General features: G+C 70.9%; 20 protein-coding genes and 1 pseudogene. 10 read left to right on the top strand and 11 right to left on the bottom strand.

Features of this window, described 5'->3' with window-relative positions:
- Window positions 1-48: 48 nt before the first annotated feature.
- Window positions 49-1,242 carry an argininosuccinate synthase gene (locus tag SSP24_RS10925; RefSeq protein ID WP_141309308.1) on the bottom strand — a complete coding sequence of 398 codons (1,194 nt, stop codon included), beginning with the start codon at window positions 1,240-1,242 and terminating at the stop codon, window positions 49-51.
- 177 nt (window positions 1,243-1,419) lie between these two features.
- Between SSP24_RS10925 and SSP24_RS10920 the strand changes: the two are divergent.
- The 6 genes and pseudogenes from SSP24_RS10920 to SSP24_RS10895 all read left to right on the top strand — a co-directional run.
- Window positions 1,420-1,851, top strand: a pseudogene (locus SSP24_RS10920) (hypothetical protein); the annotation flags it as partial.
- A gap of 122 nt (window positions 1,852-1,973) precedes the next feature.
- Window positions 1,974-2,555, top strand: coding sequence for a pyridoxamine 5'-phosphate oxidase family protein (locus SSP24_RS10915; protein WP_141309306.1), 582 nt, complete (start codon window positions 1,974-1,976; stop codon window positions 2,553-2,555).
- A 67-nt stretch (window positions 2,556-2,622) separates the two neighbouring features.
- Window positions 2,623-3,324: a L,D-transpeptidase family protein gene (locus SSP24_RS10910; protein WP_141309305.1), complete on the top strand. Its 702-nt coding sequence runs from the start codon at window positions 2,623-2,625 to the stop codon at window positions 3,322-3,324.
- Window positions 3,325-3,403: 79 nt separating this feature from the next.
- Window positions 3,404-4,786 (top strand): ferredoxin reductase family protein, encoded by a 1,383-nt coding sequence (locus SSP24_RS10905; RefSeq protein ID WP_167529559.1) that lies wholly within the window; start codon window positions 3,404-3,406, stop codon window positions 4,784-4,786.
- Between the two features lie 27 nt (window positions 4,787-4,813).
- Complete coding sequence (locus tag SSP24_RS10900) at window positions 4,814-5,581, top strand: FMN-binding protein (protein WP_141309304.1); 768 nt, start codon at window positions 4,814-4,816, stop codon at window positions 5,579-5,581.
- A gap of 55 nt (window positions 5,582-5,636) precedes the next feature.
- Window positions 5,637-6,374, top strand: coding sequence for an FAD:protein FMN transferase (locus SSP24_RS10895; protein ID WP_141309454.1), 738 nt, complete (start codon window positions 5,637-5,639; stop codon window positions 6,372-6,374).
- Between the two features lie 53 nt (window positions 6,375-6,427).
- On the opposite strand, the gene SSP24_RS10890 is transcribed toward SSP24_RS10895, so the two are convergent.
- Window positions 6,428-7,264, bottom strand: coding sequence for a class I SAM-dependent methyltransferase (locus SSP24_RS10890; protein ID WP_141309303.1), 837 nt, complete (start codon window positions 7,262-7,264; stop codon window positions 6,428-6,430).
- An 81-nt stretch (window positions 7,265-7,345) separates the two neighbouring features.
- Here SSP24_RS10890 and SSP24_RS10885 point away from each other — a divergent pair, with 81 nt between their 5' ends.
- Window positions 7,346-7,831 carry a helix-turn-helix domain-containing protein gene (locus tag SSP24_RS10885; protein ID WP_141309302.1) on the top strand — a complete coding sequence of 162 codons (486 nt, stop codon included), beginning with the start codon at window positions 7,346-7,348 and terminating at the stop codon, window positions 7,829-7,831.
- Here SSP24_RS10885 and SSP24_RS10880 read toward each other — a convergent pair.
- Genes SSP24_RS10880 through argC form a run of 5 tightly spaced genes read right to left on the bottom strand, consistent with a single transcriptional unit; the run spans window position 7,761 to window position 12,591 of the window.
- The gene (locus SSP24_RS10880; RefSeq protein WP_141309301.1) at window positions 7,761-8,306 is read right to left on the bottom strand and encodes an arginine repressor; all 546 of its coding nucleotides are present in this window, start codon (window positions 8,304-8,306) and stop codon (window positions 7,761-7,763) included. The two genes, SSP24_RS10885 and SSP24_RS10880, sit on opposite strands and share 71 nt — an antisense overlap.
- Window positions 8,307-8,313: 7 nt before the next feature.
- A complete protein-coding gene (locus tag SSP24_RS10875) occupies window positions 8,314-9,513 on the bottom strand; it encodes an acetylornithine transaminase (RefSeq protein ID WP_141309300.1) in 1,200 nt (399 codons plus the stop codon).
- Entirely contained in the window at window positions 9,510-10,418 is a 909-nt protein-coding gene (gene argB, locus SSP24_RS10870) for an acetylglutamate kinase (protein WP_141309299.1), read from the bottom strand. The genes SSP24_RS10875 and argB overlap by 4 nt, the downstream gene beginning before the upstream one ends.
- Window positions 10,415-11,566, bottom strand: a complete 1,152-nt coding sequence (gene argJ / locus SSP24_RS10865) for a bifunctional glutamate N-acetyltransferase/amino-acid acetyltransferase ArgJ (protein ID WP_141309298.1) — start codon at window positions 11,564-11,566, stop codon at window positions 10,415-10,417. Before argJ ends, argB begins: the two co-directional genes overlap by 4 nt.
- The gene (gene argC, locus SSP24_RS10860) at window positions 11,563-12,591 is read right to left on the bottom strand and encodes an N-acetyl-gamma-glutamyl-phosphate reductase (RefSeq protein ID WP_141309297.1); all 1,029 of its coding nucleotides are present in this window, start codon (window positions 12,589-12,591) and stop codon (window positions 11,563-11,565) included. The genes argJ and argC overlap by 4 nt, the downstream gene beginning before the upstream one ends.
- A 98-nt stretch (window positions 12,592-12,689) precedes the next feature.
- On the opposite strand from argC, the gene SSP24_RS10855 reads away from it, so the two are divergent.
- Window positions 12,690-13,241 (top strand): hypothetical protein, encoded by a 552-nt coding sequence (locus SSP24_RS10855; RefSeq protein ID WP_229864946.1) that lies wholly within the window; start codon window positions 12,690-12,692, stop codon window positions 13,239-13,241.
- A 63-nt stretch (window positions 13,242-13,304) separates the two neighbouring features.
- Here the strand turns inward: SSP24_RS10855 and SSP24_RS10850 are convergent, their stop codons facing one another.
- Window positions 13,305-15,779 (bottom strand): alpha-L-arabinofuranosidase family protein, encoded by a 2,475-nt coding sequence (locus SSP24_RS10850; protein ID WP_141309296.1) that lies wholly within the window; start codon window positions 15,777-15,779, stop codon window positions 13,305-13,307.
- A 147-nt stretch (window positions 15,780-15,926) separates the two neighbouring features.
- Between SSP24_RS10850 and SSP24_RS10845 the strand changes: the two genes are divergently transcribed.
- Entirely contained in the window at window positions 15,927-16,370 is a 444-nt protein-coding gene (locus SSP24_RS10845; protein ID WP_141309295.1) for a DUF6314 family protein, read from the top strand.
- Here the strand turns inward: SSP24_RS10845 and SSP24_RS10840 are convergent.
- From SSP24_RS10840 to SSP24_RS10830, 3 genes are all read right to left on the bottom strand, one after another.
- Entirely contained in the window at window positions 16,352-16,945 is a 594-nt protein-coding gene (locus tag SSP24_RS10840) for a histidine phosphatase family protein (RefSeq protein WP_141309294.1), read from the bottom strand. The genes SSP24_RS10845 and SSP24_RS10840 overlap by 19 nt on opposite strands.
- A gap of 103 nt (window positions 16,946-17,048) precedes the next feature.
- On the bottom strand, window positions 17,049-17,486 hold the full coding sequence (locus SSP24_RS10835; RefSeq protein ID WP_141309293.1) for a GNAT family N-acetyltransferase: 438 nt from the start codon (window positions 17,484-17,486) through the stop codon (window positions 17,049-17,051).
- 40 nt (window positions 17,487-17,526) lie between these two features.
- The gene (locus SSP24_RS10830; RefSeq protein WP_141309292.1) at window positions 17,527-18,963 is read right to left on the bottom strand and encodes an aminotransferase-like domain-containing protein; all 1,437 of its coding nucleotides are present in this window, start codon (window positions 18,961-18,963) and stop codon (window positions 17,527-17,529) included.
- Here SSP24_RS10830 and SSP24_RS10825 point away from each other — a divergent pair.
- Window positions 18,962-19,876 (top strand): DMT family transporter, encoded by a 915-nt coding sequence (locus SSP24_RS10825; protein ID WP_141309291.1) that lies wholly within the window; start codon window positions 18,962-18,964, stop codon window positions 19,874-19,876. The two genes, SSP24_RS10830 and SSP24_RS10825, sit on opposite strands and share 2 nt — an antisense overlap.
- Window positions 19,877-19,886 lie beyond the last annotated feature (10 nt).

Genomic DNA, 19,886 nt, shown 5'->3' with positions numbered 1-19,886 from the left:
TCGAGGAGGCGGCTGTCAGGCTAGTGCGTGCGAGGGGTCGTCGCTCGGTTACGCCAGGTCGCGCTTGGCGGCGATCTTCGACGACATGCTGTAGATGTCGATGAAGCCCTTCGCCGCGGACTGGTCGAACGTGTCGCCGGTGTCGTAGGTCGCGAGGTTGAAGTCGTACAGCGAGGACTCCGAGCGGCGGCCGGTGACGACGGCGCGGCCGCCGTGCAGGGTCATCCGGATGTCGCCGGAGACGTGCTGGTTGGCCTCGTTGATGAAGCCGTCCAGGGCGCGCTTGAGCGGGGAGAACCACAGGCCGTCGTAGACCAGCTCGCCCCAGCGCTGCTCGACCTGCCGCTTGTAGCGGGCGAGTTCACGCTCGACGGTGACGTTCTCCAGCTCCTGGTGGGCGGTGATCAGGGCGATCGCGCCCGGCGCCTCGTACACCTCGCGGGACTTGATGCCGACCAGGCGGTCCTCGACCATGTCGATCCGGCCGATGCCCTGGGCGCCGGCGCGCTCGTTGAGCTGCTGGATGGCCTGGAGCACGGTGACGGGCTTGCCGTCGATGGCGACCGGGACGCCCTCCTTGAAGGTGATGATCACCTCGTCGGCCTCACGCGGGGTGGCCGGGTTCTGGGTGTACTCGTAGATGTCCTCGATCGGGGCGTTCCAGATGTCCTCCAGGAAGCCCGTCTCGACGGCGCGGCCGAAGACGTTCTGGTCGATGGAGTACGGGGACTTCTTGGTGGTCGCGATCGGGAGGTTCTTCTCCTCGCAGAACGCGATCGCCTTGTCCCTCGTCATCGCGTAGTCGCGGACCGGGGCGATGCACTTGAGGTCGGGGGCGAGGGCGACGATGCCGGCCTCGAAGCGGACCTGGTCGTTGCCCTTGCCGGTGCAGCCGTGGGCGACCGTGTCGGCGCCGTGCTTCTTGGCGGCGGCGACGAGGTGCTTGACGATCGTCGGCCGGGAGAGGGCGGAGACCAGCGGGTAGCGGTCCATGTAGAGGGCGTTGGCCTTGATCGCCGGGAGGCAGTACTCCTCGGCGAACTCGTCCTTGGCGTCCGCGACCTCGGCCTCGACGGCACCGCAGGCGAGCGCGCGCTTGCGGATGACGTCCAGGTCCTCGCCGCCCTGGCCGACGTCGACCGCAACGGCGATGACCTCGGCGCCCGTCTCCTCGGCGATCCAGCCGATGGCGACGGAGGTGTCCAGACCGCCTGAGTAGGCGAGTACGACGCGCTCGGTCACGGGGTTTCTCCTCACACTGCATTCGCTGACATGCATGAGTATGCAGGAGTCTGCATGGTTCGTCAATCTCGGGAAGGTTTGAACGCGGGAAACCGCTTTCCCGTACCTCTCGCTGAACGCAGGCGCCGCGTTGGTGAACGAGACACGAGACACCCCCGACCCGAGTGAGGCATCCGCATGTCCAGGGCTCTTCCGAAGTACAACAAGCGCCGCGTCGCGTTCGTCGGCGGCGCGGCCGCGGTGGCGCTGTCCGGCGCGGTGATCGCCGGTTCCGCCCTCGCAGGGGAGACGTCCCAGAAGGCACAGGCCACGACCAAGGCCTCGCCCGGCACCATCAGCTGCCCGGCGGTGGCGCCCAGCCTCCCGGCGATCCCCGCCTCTGCGCAGGCCGAGGTCGACCGCAACCTCGCCCTGCTCGACACCCAGCTCGCCGAGGCCAACAAGCGCCTCCAGGACACCGTCGGCCAGGGCGGACCCAACTTCGTCCAGAACGCCATCCTCGGCCCCCTGGAGGACAAGCGGGTCGCCACCATCAACCGCATCGCCACGGCGATCGGCCGCACCGCCGCCAAGCCCCAGGGGCTCGACTCTCTGGCCGCCTGCACGCTCACCCGGTGACGTGACAGGCACTGTGGCCGCCCCGTTGGAGCGCCGACCGGGGCGGCCACAGGGAAAGAACCGTACGGAAACCCCTTAGGCAGGCGAACTAACTTCGCGGATAATCGCTTGCCATGGGAAAGACCTATGAGCGCATCGACGGCAGGCTCCGTTCCTTCATCGAGGAGCAGCCCCTCTTCTTCACCGCGACCGCCCCGCTGTCCGGCGACGGCACGGTCAACCTCTCCCCCAAGGGCCTCAAGGGCTCGTTCGTGGTGCTCGACGAACTCACCCTCGCCTACCTCGACTTCGCCGGTTCCAACGCCGAGACGGTCGCGCATCTGCGGGAGAACGGTCGGATCACCCTGATGTGGTGCGCGTTCCAGGGCCCGCCGAACATCGTCCGGGTGCACGGGCGCGGCGAGCCGGTGTTCCGCGACGACCCGCGATTCGGGGAGCTGCTCGCCCGCTTCCCGGACATCGACCCGAGCACGCACGGGCTGCGCGCGATCATCGTCGTGACGGCCGAACTCGTCCGGGACAGCTGCGGCTTCGCGGTGCCGCTGATGACGTACGACGGTGATCGCGAGCTGCATGGGCGCCGCTTCGGGCGCGAGGACACCGCATCGCTGAGCGCGTACTTCGCGGGCAAGGAGTACATCGCCACGAGCATGGACGGGCTGCCCGGGGTGCCGCTGCCGCTCCCGGAGATGTGACGGAGCCCGGAAGCCCGAACGGACCATCCGAACTGCCGGTGCGGAAAGCCGCCGTTAGCGTCGGGGCATGCGCCCCGTAGTCGCCGCCGCCGTGTCCGTCCTCGTCTGCGCCTCCCTCCTCGGCGCCGCCCCCGCCGAGGGGACCGCGCTGCCCGACCGTATGGCCGACACCGGCCCCGGCAGTCAGCTGATCACCGCCGTGGCGCCCGAGGCGGGCTCGACGACGGGGACGGTGACGTGGTGGGACCGGCGGGACGGACGCTGGGTCAGCGCCGGTTCGGCACCGGCCCGGTTCGGGGCGAACGGGCTCGTCGAGGGGGCGGCGCGCAAGCAGGGGACGAACACCACACCGACGGGGCTGTTCACGCTGCCGTACGCCTTCGGTATCAAGGCGGCGCCGCCCGGGACGACGTACAAATACCGGCCGGTCCGCGAGGACTCCTGGTGGTGCCAGGACGTCGACTCCCGTTCCTACAACCGCTGGACCGAGCCCCGCCCCGCCGACTGCCGGGCGCAGGAGGCCGAACACCTGATGTCGTACGGGCCGCTGTACGCCCATGCGCTGGTCATCGGCTTCAACTACCACAAGCGGGTGCGCGGGCGCGGGGCCGCCATCTTTCTGCACGTCAGAGGTAACGGGCCGACGGCCGGTTGTGTGTCGGTGCCCGAGGACGCCATGCGGCGGATCCTGCTCTGGGCGAAGGCCCGGGGCAGGCCGCACATCGCCGTGGGGACGGAGAGCGGGCCCATCGCGATCACCCGGTACTGACTGAACACACGGCCGCCACCGCACGTATCTCTGGGCCAAGGGACTACGACGATCCGTTGCCCCCGTCCCCGGAGGAACCGTGACCACCACGCTCGCAGGCGGCCGCGCCGCCCGGCGCCAGACCATGCGCCGAATCCGCCCGCGCCGCTCCCCCGCCGTCCCGCTGCTGATCGCCGTGTGGGCCGGTGCGGCCGCGGTGCTGTGGCTGTGGTGGCAGAACACTCCGTCCGTCGCCGACACCACCGGCCGGGTCCTCAACGCGGGCCGGATCACCGGGCTGCTCGCCGGGTATCTGATGGCGCTGGTGGTGCTCCAGATGGCCCGGGTGCCCGCGCTGGAGCGGCGGGTCGGCTCCGACCGGGTCGCGCGCTGGCACGCGATGACCGGCCGCTACACCCTCTGCCTGGTCGTCGCGCACGTCTTCCTCATCATGTGGGGCTACGCGTTGCAGGCCGGCAAGACCCTCGGTGACGTCGTCCAGCAGACGATCGACTCCGTCAACCAGCTCCCGGACATGGGCAAGGCCGCCATCGGCACCGGCCTGCTGGTGCTCATCGGCCTCGTCTCGATCGGTCCGGTCCGCCGCAGGATGCCGTACGACACCTGGTACCACGTCCATCTGATGACGTACGCGGCCGTGTATCTGACGTTCTGGCACCAGATCAGCACCGGCAACGACTTCGCCGTCGAGCCCGCCGCGAAGACGTTCTGGTACGGGCTGTACGGGGCGGTCACCGCGCTGGTGGTGTGGTTCCGGATCATCACCCCGATCAGGCTGAACCTGAGGCACCGGATGCGGGTCGAGGCGGTCATCGAGGAGACGCCCGGGATCGTGTCGGTGCTGGTCGGCGGGCGGAAACTGCACCGGATGGGCGCGGAGGCGGGGCAGTTCTTCCGGTGGCGGTTCCTGGCGCCGGGCATGCGGTTCAGCTCCCACCCGTACTCGCTGTCGGCGGCACCCCGCCCCGACATGCTGCGGATCACCGTGAAGGCGATCGGCGACCACAGCGCCCGCCTGCGCGAGCTGGAGCCCGGCACTCGGGTGTGGGCCGAGGGGCCGTACGGCGCGCTGACCGCCCAGCGCCGCAGCCGCGGCAAGGTGCTGCTGGTCGCGGGCGGCGTCGGTATCACGCCGATGCGGGCGCTGTTCGAGACACTGCCGGGCGCGGCCGGTGACATCACCCTGCTGTACCGGGCCAACAGCACCCAGGACCTGGCCCTGTGGGACGAGCTGGCGAAGATCGCCGACGAGCGGGGCGCCCGGCTGATGTACGCGGTCAACAGTCCGGACGGGGCACGCCCCGACATCTCCGCGGAGTCGTTGCAGCGGAAGATCCCGGACATCGACCGCCACGACGTCTTCCTGTGCGGGCCGCCCGGGTTCGCACAGTCCGTGTACGAGGCACTGCGCGGCGCGGGGGTCCCCGCCCGCCGTATCCATCACGAGTCGTTCGAGATGTGAGCGACGGGTCATCAGGAGACCGGCAACATGAAGAAGAGTCACCCCATCCGGCGTGCCGTGCTCGCCACCGCCGTCACCGTGTCCGGCATCGTGCTGCTGCTGTCGCTGAAGCCGGCCACCGACCCCGGCTCCGCCGCCGCGGCGGGCGGCGCGGCGCCCCCCGTGGGGGCTGCGGCGCCCCAGGGCGGAGCGCAGGCCGCGGGCACCGCCACGATCACCGGCACCGCGGTCCAGACGCAGTACGGTCCCGTGCAGGTCCGGCTGACCGTGAGCAACGGGAAGATCACCCAGGCGGAGGCGGTGCAGGCGCCCAGCGGCGGCCAGAGCAGCCAGGTCACCGCCGACGCCGTGCCCAAGCTCAACCAGGCCGCCGTCGCCGCACAGAGCGCGGAGATCGACGCGGTGTCCGGGGCGACGTACACCAGCACCGGCTACAAGGAGTCCCTCCAGTCGGCCCTGGATCAGGTCCAGTCGAGCGGTGGCGGCTCCGCCGACCAGGGCGGCTCGGGCAGCGCCCAGGCCGCGCGTACGGTGACCGGAGCCGTGGCCCAGACCCAGTACGGGCCCGTCCAGGTCCGGATCACCGTCAGCGGCGGGAAGATCACCCAGGCCGAGGCGGTACAGGCGCCCAGCGGCGGCCAGAGCAGCCAGGTCACCGCCGACGCCGTGCCCAAGCTCAACCAGGCGGCCGTCGCGGCGGGCAGCGCCGACATCGACGCCGTGTCCGGGGCCACGTACACCAGCACGGGGTACCGGCAGTCGCTGCAGTCGGCCCTGGACCAGGCCGGTGGCTGAGCCGGTGGCGGAATCCGCGCAGGCTCCCGCCGCGGAACGCCGGGCGGAGGAGGCGATGGGGACCGTCTTCTCCTTCGACGTCCGCGGCGGGGATCCCACTGCCGTGCGAGCGGCTCTCGACGAGGCCGTCGCCGGGCTGCACCGGGTCGACGCGGTGTTCAGCACCTACCGCGAGGACAGCCAGATATCGCGGCTGGGCCGTGGGGAGGTGACCGTCGGGGAGTGCGATCCCGAGGTCGCCGAGGTGCTGGAGCTGGCCGCCGAGGCGGAGCGGGTCAGCGAGGGGTGGTTCAGCACGACGTACGAGGGGCGGCTCGACCCGACCGGGATCGTCAAGGGCTGGGCCGTCGAGCGGGCGGCGCGGCTGCTGGCGGCGGCCGGGGTGAGCGGGGTCAGCGTCAACGGCGGCGGGGATGTGCAGCTGCTCGGTGTGCCCGGCGCGGGGCGGCCCTGGCGGGTCGGCGTGTCGGATCCGCTGCGGCCCGGTGGGCTGGCGGCGGTCATCTCCGCGGCCGGTACCGACGAACTGGCCGTGGCCACGTCCGGCACGGCCGAGCGCGGCGCCCACATCGTCGACCCGCGCACCGGAAAGTCGGCGGTGACGGACCTGCTCGCGGTGACGGTCGTCGCCCCCCGCCTGACCTGGGCGGACTGCTGGGCGACGGCCGCGTTCGCGATGGGCGCGAGGAACGGGCTGGCCTGGCTCGAGTCCCTGCCGGGCGTGGAGGCGCTGCTGATCACGGCGGGGGACGAGGTGTGGGCGACGGGTGGGCTGGCGGGGTGGCTGGGGTGAGTCACGGCTCTTGGGCCGAGGTCCCTCCCCCACGGTTTCCCCTGTTACGCCTGTTACGCCGAGGCCCGCACCAGCCAGCACGCCGCCGTGAACCTGACCTCCGCCCCCTGCACGTACGGCGCGAAGGCGGCGTGCAGCGCCTCGACGACCCGCGCCCGCGTCGGCTCGTCCACCTCGTGCAGGACGCGGCCCACGGGGCCGAGCAGCGTGAAGTAGCGCTCCAGTTCCTTCTCCGGCATCGTGCACGGCACGTCGAGCGGCTCCACGGCGATCCCCGTCCAGCCGCTCTCCTCCAGCACCCCCCGCACCCGCTCCGCCCGCGCGAAGGCGAACTGGCCCGGCGCGTCCGGGTCGCGGGGTGGCAGGTTGGGCAGCAGCGGCCCCGCGGCCCGTTCGGCCGTCGTCATGAAGGGGTTCTCCTCGGGGCCACGCCAGACGATGAGCCTCAGTTCCCCGGCGGGCCGTGCAGCGCGCCGCAGGTTCGCGAACGCGCCGGCGAAGTCGTCGAAGAACATCACCCCGAACCGCGAGATGACCAGGTCGAAGTCCGCCGGTTCGAAGGCGTGGGTCCCGGCGTCGGCCTGGACGAAGCGGGCCGGCACGCCCGCCCGCTCGGCGCGCGACCGGGCGGCCTCGATCATCGGCTCGGCGATGTCGACGCCGACACAGCGACCCTCCGGACCGGCTCGCCGTGCCGCGGCGACGGTGGTGGCGCCCGTGCCGCAGCCGACATCGAGGACGCGCGCACCGGGTCCGACCGGCTCGGCGAGCAGCGGCTCGAACGGCTTGAACAGCTCGTCGAGCACGTCCTGAGCCGCGACCCAGTTGCGCCCCGCGACCCCGCTCCACAGCGCCTTCAGTGCTTCCGCGTCCCCGCGTTCCCCAGTCATGACCGTCTCCCTTCGCTCGCCCTTGAACAGTCGTGGCCGTAGCCGTACGGTGCCAGTTCAAGTCGACTTGAGGTCAAGGGCATGGACCATCCGGACATAGCGGAAGTGGCGCGGCGCTCCGGCGTACCCGCCTCCACGCTGCGCTTCTACGAGGAGAAGGGCCTGATCGCCTCGACCGGCCGACGGGCCGGCCGGCGTGTCTTCGATCCCGGCGTGCTGCAGCGGCTGGCGCTGATCGCGATGGGCCGCGCCGCCGGTTTCTCGCTCGACGAGATCGCGCTGATGTTCGCGCCGGACGGTCGGCCCCGGATCGACCGGGAGACGCTCAGGGCGAAGGCGGACGAGCTGGACGAGACGATCCGCCATCTGACCGCCATGCGCGACGGACTGCGGCACGCGGCGGACTGCCCCGCGCCGAGCCACATGGAGTGCCCGACCTTCCGCCGCCTGCTGCGGGCGGCGGAGTCGGGTGCGATGAGCGCGCCGGAGGGCGGGCTCAGTGGCCGTTCTGCGCCAGCCGCAGCAGGTGGTCGGCGAGCGCCTGCCCCCCGTCCGGCTGACGGCTGATCAGCAGCAGCGTGTCGTCCCCGGCGATCGTGCCGAGGATGTCGTGCAGCTCCGCCTGGTCGATCGCCGAGGCGAGGAACTGGGCGGCACCCGGCGGGGTGCGCAGGACCACGAGGTTGGCGGACGCCTCCGCGGAGATCAGCAGCTCCTGGGACAGGCGCCGCATCCGCTCCTCCTTCGCCGACTCCCCAAGCGGCGCACGCGGCGTGCGGAAGCCGCCCTCGCTGGGCACCGCGTAGATGAGGTCGCCGTCGTTGTTGCGGATCTTCACCGCGTTCAGCTCGTCCAGGTCCCGGGAGAGCGTCGCCTGCGTGACGGTCAGCCCGTCGTCGGCGAGCAGCTTCGCCAACTGGCTCTGGGAGCGCACCGGTTGCCGGTTGAGGATGTCCACGATCCGGCGGTGGCGTGCGGTGCGGGTCTGCGGCACGGCAGGCCCGTTGACCCCCGCCTGCCCGTGGTCCTGCGGGTGGCTCATCGTCGTCTCATTCTCCGGCTCGTCCGTCCCCGTGACTTGCGTCGAGGACACCGGGCAGCGCCCGGAGCAGCGCCTCCACCTCGTCGTCGCCGAGGTTCAGCGGCGGCATGAGCCGTACGACATCGGCGGCGGGCGCGTTCACCAGGAATCCGGCGTCCTGAGCCGCCTGCTGCACCTGCGGCGCCAGCGGCTTGGTGAGCACGATACCCAGGAGGAGGCCCGCACCCCGGACATGGCCGATCAATCCATGGTTCAGAGACTCGATTCCGTCCCGCAACTTCTCGCTCTGCCGCTTGACGTTCTCCAGCAGTCCCTCGTTCGCGATCGCGTCGAGTACGGCGAGTCCGGCGGCGCAGGCGACGGGGTTGCCGCCGAACGTCGTACCGTGCTGACCTGGCTGGAGCAGCTCGGCCGCCCGCCCGAACGCCACCGTCGCGCCCAGCGGCAGCCCGCCGCCGAGGCCCTTGGCGAGCGTGACGACGTCCGGCAGGACGCCCTCGTGCGCCTGGTACTCGAACCAATGTCCGGTCCGCCCGATGCCGGTCTGCACCTCGTCGAGGACCAGCAGCGAACCGGTGGCGGCGGTGATCGCCCGGGCCGCCTTCAGGTAACCGGCGGGCGGGACGATGACCCCGTTCTCACCCTGGATCGGCTCGATGATGACGAGGGCCGTCTCCTCGGTGACCGCGGCGGCCAGCGCCTGCGCGTCGCCGTAGGGGACGTGCGTGACGTCACCGGGCAGCGGCAGGAACGGGCCCTGCTTGGCGGGCTGGCCGGTGAGGGCGAGGGCGCCCATGGTGCGGCCGTGGAAGCCGCCCTCGGTGGCGACCATGTGGGTCCGCCCGGTCAGCCGGCCGATCTTGAAGGCGCCCTCGTTGGCTTCGGCGCCGGAGTTGCAGAAGTAGACCTTGCCGTCCCGGCCGAACAGCTGCAGCAGCCGCTCGGCGAGCGCGACGGGCGGCTCGGCGACGAACAGGTTGGAGACGTGCCCCAGCGACGCGATCTGCCGGCTGACCGCCTCGACGACCCCGGGGTGCGCGTGCCCGAGCGCGTTCACCGCGATGCCGCCGACGAAGTCGACGTACTCCTTGCCGTCGGCGTCCCACACCTTGGCGCCCGCGCCGCGCACGAGCGGCAGTCGCGGGGTGCCGTAGTTGTTCATGAGCGCGCCCTGCCACCGGGCGGTCAGTTCCTGGTTGGCACTCATACGGCATCCCCCTCGTGCGCGTCCGGCACGACCATCGTGCCGATGCCTTCGTCCGTGAAGATCTCCAGCAGGATCGAGTGCTGGACCCGGCCGTCGATGACGCGGGCGTTGCCCACCCCGTTTCGCACGGCGTGCAGACAGCCCTCCATCTTCGGCACCATGCCGGACGACAGCTCCGGCAGCAGCTTCTCCAGCTGGGAGGCGGTGAGGCGGCTGATCACCTCGTCGCTGTTGGGCCAGTCCTCGTAGAGTCCCTCGACGTCCGTGAGGACCATGAGGGTCTCGGCGCCCAGAGCAGCAGCGAGTGCCGCAGCCGCCGTATCAGCATTGACGTTGTAGACATGTCCGTCGTCCTGGGAACGGGCGATCGACGACACGACCGGGATCCGGCCGTCCGCGAGCAGGGCCTCGATCGCGCCCGTGTCGATCGCGGTGATCTCGCCGACCCGCCCGATGTCGACGAGCTCGCCGTCGATCTCGGGCTGGTGCTTGGTGGCGGTCATGGTGTGGGCGTCCTCGCCGGTGAGGCCGACGGCGAGCGGCCCGTGCTGGTTGAGCAGCCCGACCAGCTCGCGCTGCACCTGCCCGGCCAGCACCATCCGTACGACGTCCATGGCGTCCTCGGTGGTGACGCGCAGGCCCGCCTTGAACTCGCTGACGATGCCGTGATTTTCGAGCGCCCGGCTGATCTGGGGGCCGCCGCCGTGCACGACGACCGGCTTGAGGCCGGCGTGCCGCAGGAAGACGACGTCCTGGGCGAAGGCGGCCTTCAGCTCCTCGTTCACCATGGCGTTGCCGCCGAACTTGATGACGACCGTCTTGCCGTGGTGCCGGGTCAGCCAGGGCAGCGCCTCGATGAGGATCTGCGCCTTGGGCAGGGCGGTGTGTTTGCGTGTCGTGGTCATGAGGAGTAGGCGCTGTTCTCGTGGACGTAGTCGGCGGTGAGGTCGTTGGTCCAGATCGTGGCGGTCTGGGAGCCGGCGGCGAGGTCGGCGACGATGTGCACCTCGCGGTAGCGCATGTCGACCTTCTCGCGGTCCTCGCCGACGCCGCCGTTCTTGCAGACCCAGACGCCGTTGATGGCGACGTTGAGCTGGTCGGGCTCGAAGGCGGCGGATGTCGTACCGATCGCGGAGAGGACGCGGCCCCAGTTGGGGTCCTCGCCGTGGATGGCGCACTTGAGGAGGTTGTTGCGGGCGATGGAGCGGCCCACCTCGACGGCGTCGTCCTCGGTCGCGGCGTTGATCACCTCGACCTTGATGTCCTTGCTGGCGCCCTCGGCGTCGCGGATCAGCTGCTGCCCGAGGTCGTCGCAGACCTGCCGTACGGCGTCGGCGAACTCCTCGTACTCCGGGGTGACCCCGGACGCGCCGGAAGCGAGGAGCAGCACGGTGTCGTTGGTGGACATGCAGCCGTCGGAGTCGACGCGGTCGAAGGTGACCTTGGTGGCGGCGCGCAGAGCCTTGTCCAGCGTCGCACTGTCCAGCTCGGCGTCCGTGGTGAGGACGACGAGCATGGTGGCGAGGCCGGGGGCGAGCATGCCCGCGCCCTTCGCCATGCCGCCGACGGTCCAGCCGTCCTTGGTCACGACGGACGTCTTGTGGACGGTGTCGGTGGTCTTGATGGCGATGGCGGCCTTCTCGCCGCCGTGCTCGGAGAGCTGGGCGGCTGCGGTCTCGACGCCGGGGAGCAGCTTGTCCATCGGGAGAAGTACGCCGATCAGTCCCGTCGAGCAGACGGCGACCTCGATGGCGCCCCGGCCGAGCACCTCGGCGACCTTCTCGGCGGTGGCGTGCGTGTCCTGGAAGCCCTTCGGTCCGGTGCAGGCGTTGGCGCCGCCGGAGTTGAGGACGACCGCGGACACCTGGCCGCTCTTCAGCACCTGCTCCGACCAGAGCACGGGGGCGGCCTTGACGCGATTGGAGGTGAAGACGCCCGCGGCGGCGCGGCGGGGGCCGTTGTTGACCACGAGGGCCAGGTCGGGGTTGCCGTTCTCCTTGATTCCGGCGGCGATGCCCGCCGCCGTGAATCCCTTTGCTGCCGTCACACTCACGGCGCAACTCCGATCGTCGTCAGCCCGGTGGTCTCGTCGAGACCCAGGGCGAGGTTCATGCTCTGGACGGCACCGCCCGCGGTGCCCTTGGTCAGGTTGTCGATGGCGCTGATCGCGATGATCCGCCCGGCGGCCTCGTCGTACGTGACCTGGACCTGAACGGCGTTGGAACCGTAGACGGAGGCCGTGGCGGGCCACTGGCCCTCGGGGAGCAGATGGACGAAGGGCTCGTCGGCGAAGGCCTTGTCGTAGGCCGCGCGGACGGACTCGGCGGTGACGCCGGGCTTCGCCTTGGCGCTGCACGTGGCGAGGATGCCGCGCGGCATGGGCGCGAGGGTCGGGGTGAAGGAGACGGAGACCCGCTCGCCGGCCGCCGCGCTGAGGTTCTGGATCATCTCGGGCGTGTGCCGGTGCACTCCGCCGACGCCGTACGGCGACATGGAGCCCATGACCTCGGAGCCGAGCAGATGCGGCTTGGGCGCCTTGCCCGCGCCCGACGTGCCGGACGCTGCGACGATCACGGCCTCGGGCTCGGCCAGCCCCGCGCCGTACGCCGGGAACAGCGCGAGGGAGACGGCCGTGGGGTAGCAACCGGGCACCGCGATGCGCTTGGACCCCTCCAGCGCGGCGCGGCAGCCCGGCAGTTCGGGGAGGCCGTAGGGCCAGGTCCCGGCGTGCGGGGAGCCGTAGAACTTCTCCCAGTCGGCGGCGTCCTTCAGCCGGAAGTCGGCGCCCATGTCGACCACGAGGACATCCGGCCCGAACTGCTCGGCGACGGCGGCGGACTGCCCGTGCGGCAGCGCGAGGAACACCACGTCGTGCCCGGCGAGCACCTCGGCCGACGTCTCGCTCAGCACCCGGTCGGCCAGCGGCAGCAGATGCGGCTGGAGCGCGCCGAGCCGCTGGCCGGCGTTGGAGTTGCCGGTCAGGGCGCCGATCTCGATCTCGGGGTGCGCCAGGAGCAGACGCAACAGCTCTCCGCCCGCGTATCCGCTCGCCCCGGCCACTGCCGCACGTACCGTCATGGACCCTCCTCTTGGATGGCATGACTATACGTTTCCCTGCACGTTTATGCAATCCCGGCCGACTGGGTGTGCCAGTGGCGCCGGTTACGGTGCTGAGCATGACAGATTGGATCGGCAGCGGCGCCATGGCTTGGCTGGGAGAAGATCCGTACGGGGGCGACGAGACCGTGCTGGCGTACTACAAGGGAACCGGCCTGGCCGCCATGACCGAAGGACTGATCGCACAGCACCGGCCGCCGTTCGCCTACGGCAACGACGCGGCACCCGGTGACTGGGGTGTGATCGTGCACCCCATGTTCAACCCGGCTCGCGGCGAATTCGACGACATCGACTACCGCAAGCTGTGCCCCGAGGGCGCCGAGCTGATGGTGTTCATTCCCAACCCGTGCGTCGCCAAGGGCCACGGCCCCAAGGCGTACCACTACAAGGACGGCCGGATCTCGTCCTGCATCGACTACGAGGACCCCGCTTACATCGGTGAGTACTGGCCCAACAAGATGGCACCCCTCATCACGGCGGCCGGGCTGGACTACGAGAACGAGGACTACGAGGAGCAGCTGACCCGGCTGATCTGTGACCATCTGGGGCTGCCCGCGCTGGACCGCGCCACCATCACCGTGGACCGCGACCTGATGGACTCCTACTTCTAGGGCCTGTCCAGCGGATGTGGGCGGCTCAGGCGTATGTCGGCGTCGCCTGAGCCGCCCGGCAGGTCACCTCTGCTTGATCCGCAGGAAGGTGACGGAGTTGGCGGGGAAGGTGTACGTGAAGGTGTCCGCGACTCCCGAGAAAGTGGACCTGGCCGGGCTGACCGGCGTGTCCGTCTCGGTGTTCACGTCGTCCGGCGCGGCGGCCAGCGTGGTCACCCGGGCCCTGGACGCGACCTTCGCGCCGCCCAGGTCGATGGCCGTGCGGGCGGCCGAGGACTGGGCGTTGACGACCTTGACGATCAGGTCACCGGTGCGGTCGTCCTTGGTGACGACCTGACGGAAGGGCTCGGCCGGTTTGTTGTCGGTGAAGCTGCTCCACAGCTGGCCGTCGAGGTAGAGGCTCACCTGCCGGCCGCGCACCTTGATGTCGATGTCGTAGGCGCGGCCCGTCTCGATCGACCCGGCCTTGGAGACGATGGTCGACTTGCCGCCGTCCGCGGCCTTCTCGACGGCGGACTGGGTGTTGTTCCAGCCGCCGAGGTTCCACCAGTAGTAGTTGCCGGTGTCCTTGACGCCGAAGGCGACCAGGAAGCCCTCGTTGCCGGACTTCTTGGTGGCCTTCACATGCAGGTCGTAGTCCTGCCAGGCCGGGTCGCCGGCGGTGACCATGGTGTTCTCGGCGGCGGCGTCGGTCTGGACGTAGGCCCCGTCCTGGACGCTCCAGCTGCCGCCCCCGACGTGCTTCCACTGTGATGCGTCACCGGAGAAGTCGTCGCTGAGCAGCGTGGTGCCGTCGGCGGCGGTGACCTTCACATCGTCGTACGCCGCGCTGGTCGCCCACGTCGACAGGCCGACGGCGCCGGAGATGGGGCCGCTGGTGTCCGGCGTGGTGGTCGCCCTCGACGGTACGACCCGGTCGCCGACGTTGTTCATGAACAGCTTCTGGACCTCGTAGCTGGCCGAGCCCCAGGAGGCGTGGTTGTTGAACCAGATCATGTCCGGGCGCCACTGCACGTAGTCCTCGTTGGCGAGCAGCGGAGCGTACGAGGCGAGCTTGACGACGTCCGCGTTGCGCTCCAGACCGGTCATGTACGCGGCCTCGGCGAGGGCGTTCTGCCAGGCGTTGCCCTGGGAGGCGTACTCACCGAGGAAGACCTTGGGGCCCTTGCGGTCGTAGCTGTCGTAGCGGTCGTTGTTCTGCAGGAACCACTGCGGGCTGTTGTAGTAGTGCTCGTCGACCATGTCGACGTTGCCCTCGCGGTTGAGCTTCCAGGCGGTGTCGAAGGTCGTGCCCGTGTCGTCGGGGCCGGAGTTGGAGATGACCGTGATGTCCGGGTACTTGGCCTCGATCGCCGCGCGGAACTTCTGGAAGCGGGCGAAGAACTCGTTGGGGAGGTTCTCCTCGTTGCCGACGCCGATGTGGGTGAGGTGGAAGGGCTTCGGGTGGCCCATCTCGGCGCGCACCTTGCCCCATTTCGAGTTCGCCGGGCCGTTGGCGAACTCGATGAGGTCGAGGGTGTCCTGGATGTGCCGCTGGAGCAGCGCCTCGTCGTCCGTGGCCCGGTTCTGGCCGCAGCCGGTGACCAGGGCGGGGACGACGGGCAGCGGCATGGCGCCGACGTCCTCGGCGAAGCGGAAGTACTCGTAGTAGCCGAGGCCGTAACTCTGGTTGTAGCCCCAGAAGTTGGCGTTCGTCGCCCGCTGCTCGACCGGGCCGATGGTGTCCTTCCACTGGTACGACCGCTTGCGCTGCCAGCCGGACGCCTCGCTGTAGTCCTCCATGGAGCCGGTGTTGACCAGGCAGCCGCCGGGGAAGCGCACGAAGGCGGGGTTGAGGGCCTCGATCTTCTCGGCGAGATCCTTGCGCAGGCCGTTCGGCTGGTTCTTGTAGGTGTCGCGCGGGAACAGCGACACCATGTCGAGCGCGGCGGCCTCGGTGGCGGCGACGGTGAGGCGGCCGCGGTTGCTGGTGCGGGTCGCGGTGAAGGTGGCGGTGTACTTCTTCCAGGCGCCCTTAGCGGCCACCTGGCGGACACGGGCCAGTTCGCCTGCGGCGTCCTTGAGGGACACGGTGAGTGTCGTGCCGGACGCGGCGCGGGCCCACACCGAGAAGTCGTACCTCTTGCCCTTCTCGACCCGGATGCCGGTGTTGTACCCGGCGTTGGTCACGGCCGAGTCGGCGTCCAGGGAGAGGTAGTTGCGGTTGCGCTCGTTGAGCCGTCCGTCGTCGTCGACGACCTGCGCCGTGCCGTTAACCGCCCAGGAGGTCAGCGGGGTGTAGGAGCCGTTGTCGGCGGTGGAGTACTCGAAGGAGCGGTTCTGCACGAGCTCGGCGTACAGGCCGCCGTCGGCGGCCCGGTTGATGTCCTCGAAGAAGACGCCGTACATCGTGTCGTCGATCGTCGCGCCCGTCGCCGTCGGGTCGAGGGTGATCTCGTAGTCGGTGACGGCTTCGGCGTGCGCGGGGGCGGGGACGACGGCGGCGGCCACCAGACAGGCGGTGACCGTCAGGCCGAGTCTCCAGCGGGTGCGTGACATGGATACTCCGCGGCTCGGTGGGGAGATATCTGAATGAGACGTTCGATATATCGGACAATGGTCAGCACTTCGAACGGCAAGATAGGGAGGGGACAGGGACGCGTCAATGGGTCGCGCAGCAACGGACGGGACGGAGAGCGGATCGGGATGGGCGAGTTCTGGCCAGTGCCGGATGTGCTGGGGTATCTGGCCGGGCGCTGGCGGGTGGAGCGGTCGGTGCGCGATCTCGCGAGCGGGGACGAGGGGCGGTTCGAGGGGACGACGGTCTTCGGGTCACTTGAGGGCGGCGGTCTGCTGCACGAGGAGTCCGGCACTTTCGTCTGGCAGGGCGTGTCCCGACCGGCCGAGCGGACGCTGCGCTACCTGCCCGGACCGTCGCGCGGCACGGCGGAGGTCCGCTTCGCCGACGGCCGCCCCTTCCACGACCTCGACCTGACCACCGGCCGGCACGTCACCGACCACCCCTGCTCGGCCGACCTCTACCGGGGCGAGTTCACCGTCCTGGACGCGGACCACTGGCGGACGGTGTGGCGGGTGCGCGGCCCGGCGAAGGACCTCGTACTGACGACGGACTACACGCGCGAGGCCTGAGCGGGGCCGCTTTCGAAGCGCAGGTTCCAGCGGCCCGCGCGGCCCGCGACGGTGGTTGTGGACAGGGAGCAGACGTCGAGGCTCCAGAACGTCGAGGGCGGTGCCTTCAGGGCGTACACCAGGGCCGCGCGGATCACCGAGGGCTCGGCCACGGCGACGATCCGGCAGCCGTCCTCGACGGGACGGGTGTCGAGCCAGCCGCCGACGCGGGAGATGAAGGCGAGCAGTGACTCACCGCCGTGCGGTGTGGAGCGGGGGTCGGCGAGCCAGGCGTCCACCGCCTCCGGCTCCCGGGCCATCGCCTCCCCGAGCGTGAGCCCGCGCCAGCGGCCCATGTCGCAGTCACGCAGGGCGAGTTGCGCCAGCGGGGCGTAGCCGAGCGCGTCGCCGGTGGCGCGGCTGCGGGGGGTGGGCGAGCAGTAGCGCAGCTCGGCCGCCGCGAGCGGCACCAGGTCGCGGGCGACGCGCTGCACCTCGTCCCAGCCCGCCTGGTCCAGCGGCCGGTCGTCCTCGAAACGTTCCGCGAGCAGCGCGGAGCTGCGCGCGGCGGCGACGAACGTGACCCGAAGTGCCATGCGGGGATGGTGTGCCTGGAGAGTGAGCAGGTCAAGAGGTGTTACGGCTGAGTTATGGAGGCGCCGCAAAAACTTACCGGAAGGTCAGGATCAGCCGGACAACTCACTCGAAATGCAGCGCCATCCATTCCTGCGGCCGCTCCAGCGGGGCGAACCCGAGCTTCTCGTACACGCCGTGCGCATCGTGCGTGGCGAGCAGGATGCGACGCAGCCCGTGCGGCCGCAGGTGCTCCCGCACGGCCTCGACGAGCGCCGTGCCGATGCCCTTGCCCCGCACCGACGGATCGACGTACACATCGCAGAGCCACGCGAAGGTCGCCAGGTCGGTGACGACCCGCGCACAAGCGACCTGCTCCCCCGAAACCGTCTCGTACACCCCGAAGTTGAGCGACCCGGCGACGGCCCGGTCCTGCTTCTCCCGCGATCGCCCGATCGCCCAGTACGCGTCGCTCGACAACCACCGATGCACCCGCTCGACGTCGACGCGGTCGGGGTCGGTGGAGGTCTCGTAGCCCTCGGCGAGGGACGGCAGGTCGGTCATGGCGGGATGCTCGCAGGTCGGGCGCGCGGCCGTCGACGGATTATCCGAGGACCTCCGCACAGGCGGTACGCAGCCGCCGTACCCCCTCCGTGATCTCCCCCTCCCCCGCCACCGCCGCGAAGCTCAGACGGACGTGGCCCGCCGGGGGCTCGGCGCTGAAGTAGGGGCGGCCGGGCGCGAGGGCCACGCCCGCGCGGAGGGCGGCCGCGGTGAAGGCGGGCTCGTCAGTGCCGTCGGGGAGCCGGAGCCAGAGGTGGTAGCCGCCCGAGGGGATGTGCGGAAGGGTGAGTTCGGGCAGGTGCAGGCCGAGCGCCGCCGTCATCGCGTCTCTGCGCGCCTTCAGCTCCGTCGAGACCGTGCGCAGATGGCGGGGCCAGGCGGGCGAACCGACCAGCTCCAGGGCCGCCTCCTGAAGGGGCCTGGGCACGAAGAAGGTGTCGACCACCTGGATGGCCCGCAGCCGCTCCAGCACCGGCCCGCGCGCGGCCAGGGCGCTCACCCGGAAGCTCGGCGAGGTCACCTTGGTGAGCGAGCAGACGTGCACCACCACGCCATCGGGGTCGTCGGCGGCCAGCGGACGCGGCAGCGGCCCGGCGTCCGCGTGCACCAGCCGCCGTACGAAGTCGTCCTCGACCACGAACGCCCCGGCCTCCCGCGCGATACGCAGCACCTCACCGCGCCGCTGCGGGGCGAGGACCGCGCCGGTGGGGTTCTGGAACAGCGGCTGGCAGACGAAGACCCGCGCCCCGGTCGCCCGGAACGCGTCGGCGAGCAGCGCGGGCTTGACCCCGTCCGCGTCCACCGGCACCGGCACGGGGCGCAGGCCCGCCGCGCGGGCGATCGCCAGCATCCCCGGGTACGTCGGCGACTCCACCAGCACCGGCGCGCCGGGCGGGGCCAGGGCGCGCAGGGCCGTCGTCAGTGCCGACTGGCCGCCCGAGGTGATCAGCACCTCGGCGGCCGTTACCGTGTCGCCGATGCTGCGCGCGAACCACTCGCGCAGCTCCGGCAGTCCCTCCAGCGGCGGCCGCCCCCATGCGCCCGGACGCCGCCCCGCCCGGGACAGCGCGGCCGCCATGGCCTTCTCCGGCTGGAGCGACGGATGCAGATAGCCGCCGTTGAACTCGATCACCCCCGGCGGCGGCACGGCGAGCGAGACGGTGACCCCGGAGGCGTCCACGGTGCGCGGTACGAGTTCGGCGGCGCTGTCCGCGCTGAGCGTCACCTCCTGCCACGAGGTGTCGCCCACGGGAGCGCCCCCGGTACGCGGCCGCGCCCGGAACGCGCCGGCGCCCGGCCGGGTCACCACCAGCCCCTCGGCGGCGAGTTGGGAGAGGGCACGGGAGACGGTCACCGGGCTCACCCGGAACCGTTCCACGAGTGCCCGGCTGGACGGGAGCTTTCCACCGGGAGAGTAGTGGTCGAGTTCCCTTCGCAGTTGGTTTGCCAGTTCACCGACACTGCTACGCTCTTGCATGAGAACACAGAGTAGCGCTATCGCACCGACCGGGATAGCAGTCAGCGGTGCGCCGAAGGCCACCCTCGGCACCCTCCAGGCCGCCCTGGGCGTCACCGTCTTCTCGCTCACCTTCCCGGCCACCGCCTGGGGCCTGGAGGGCTTCGGGCCCTGGTCGCTGGTCGCCGTGCGCATCGTGCTCGCGGCTCTGATCGCGGGCGTGTGTCTGCTGGCGCTGCGCGTCCCGCTGCCCGCCCGGGAGCACTGGACGGGCCTCGCGGTCGTGGCCGGCGGTGTCGTGTTCGGTTTCCCGCTGCTCACCACGCTCGCCCTGCAGACGTCGACCACCGCCCACGCCGCCGTCGTGGTCGGCCTGCTGCCGTTGACGACCGCGCTGCTGTCCGCCCTGCGCGTCGGCAGCCGCCCCTCCCGCACCTTCTGGGCGGCGGCGCTCGTGGGCGCGGCCGCGGTGCTGGCGTTCACGATCCAGCAGAGCGGCGGCGCCCTGTCCACCGCCGACCTGTATCTCTTCGCGGCACTGCTGGTGTGCGCCGCCGGCTACACCGAGGGCGGACGGCTGGCGCGGGTCATGCCGGGCTGGCAGGTGATCGGCTGGGCGCTGGTGCTGTGTCTGCCGCTCACCGTGCCCGCCACCGCGCTGGCGCTGTCGTACGAGCCCGTGCAGCTCACCTTTCACAGCGTGACCGGTGTGCTGTGGGTCGCGGCGGGCTCGCAGTTCCTGGGTCTCGTCGTCTGGTACCGGGGCATGGCGGCCATCGGCATCCCCAAGGCCAGCCAGTTGCAGTTGGCCCAGCCGCTGCTCACACTGGTGTGGTCGGTGCTGCTGCTGGGCGAGCACCTGACAGTGGCCGCCCCGTTGACGGCCGCGGCAGTGCTCGTCTGCATCGCCGTCACGCAACGGGCGCGAGGCTGAGCGACGTTCC

This window comes from Streptomyces spinoverrucosus (assembly GCF_006539505.1).
Classification (GTDB): domain Bacteria; phylum Actinomycetota; class Actinomycetes; order Streptomycetales; family Streptomycetaceae; genus Streptomyces; species Streptomyces spinoverrucosus.
The sequence above is the reverse complement of the archived record's forward strand: the minus strand, read 5'-3'. Positions and strand labels throughout refer to the sequence as shown.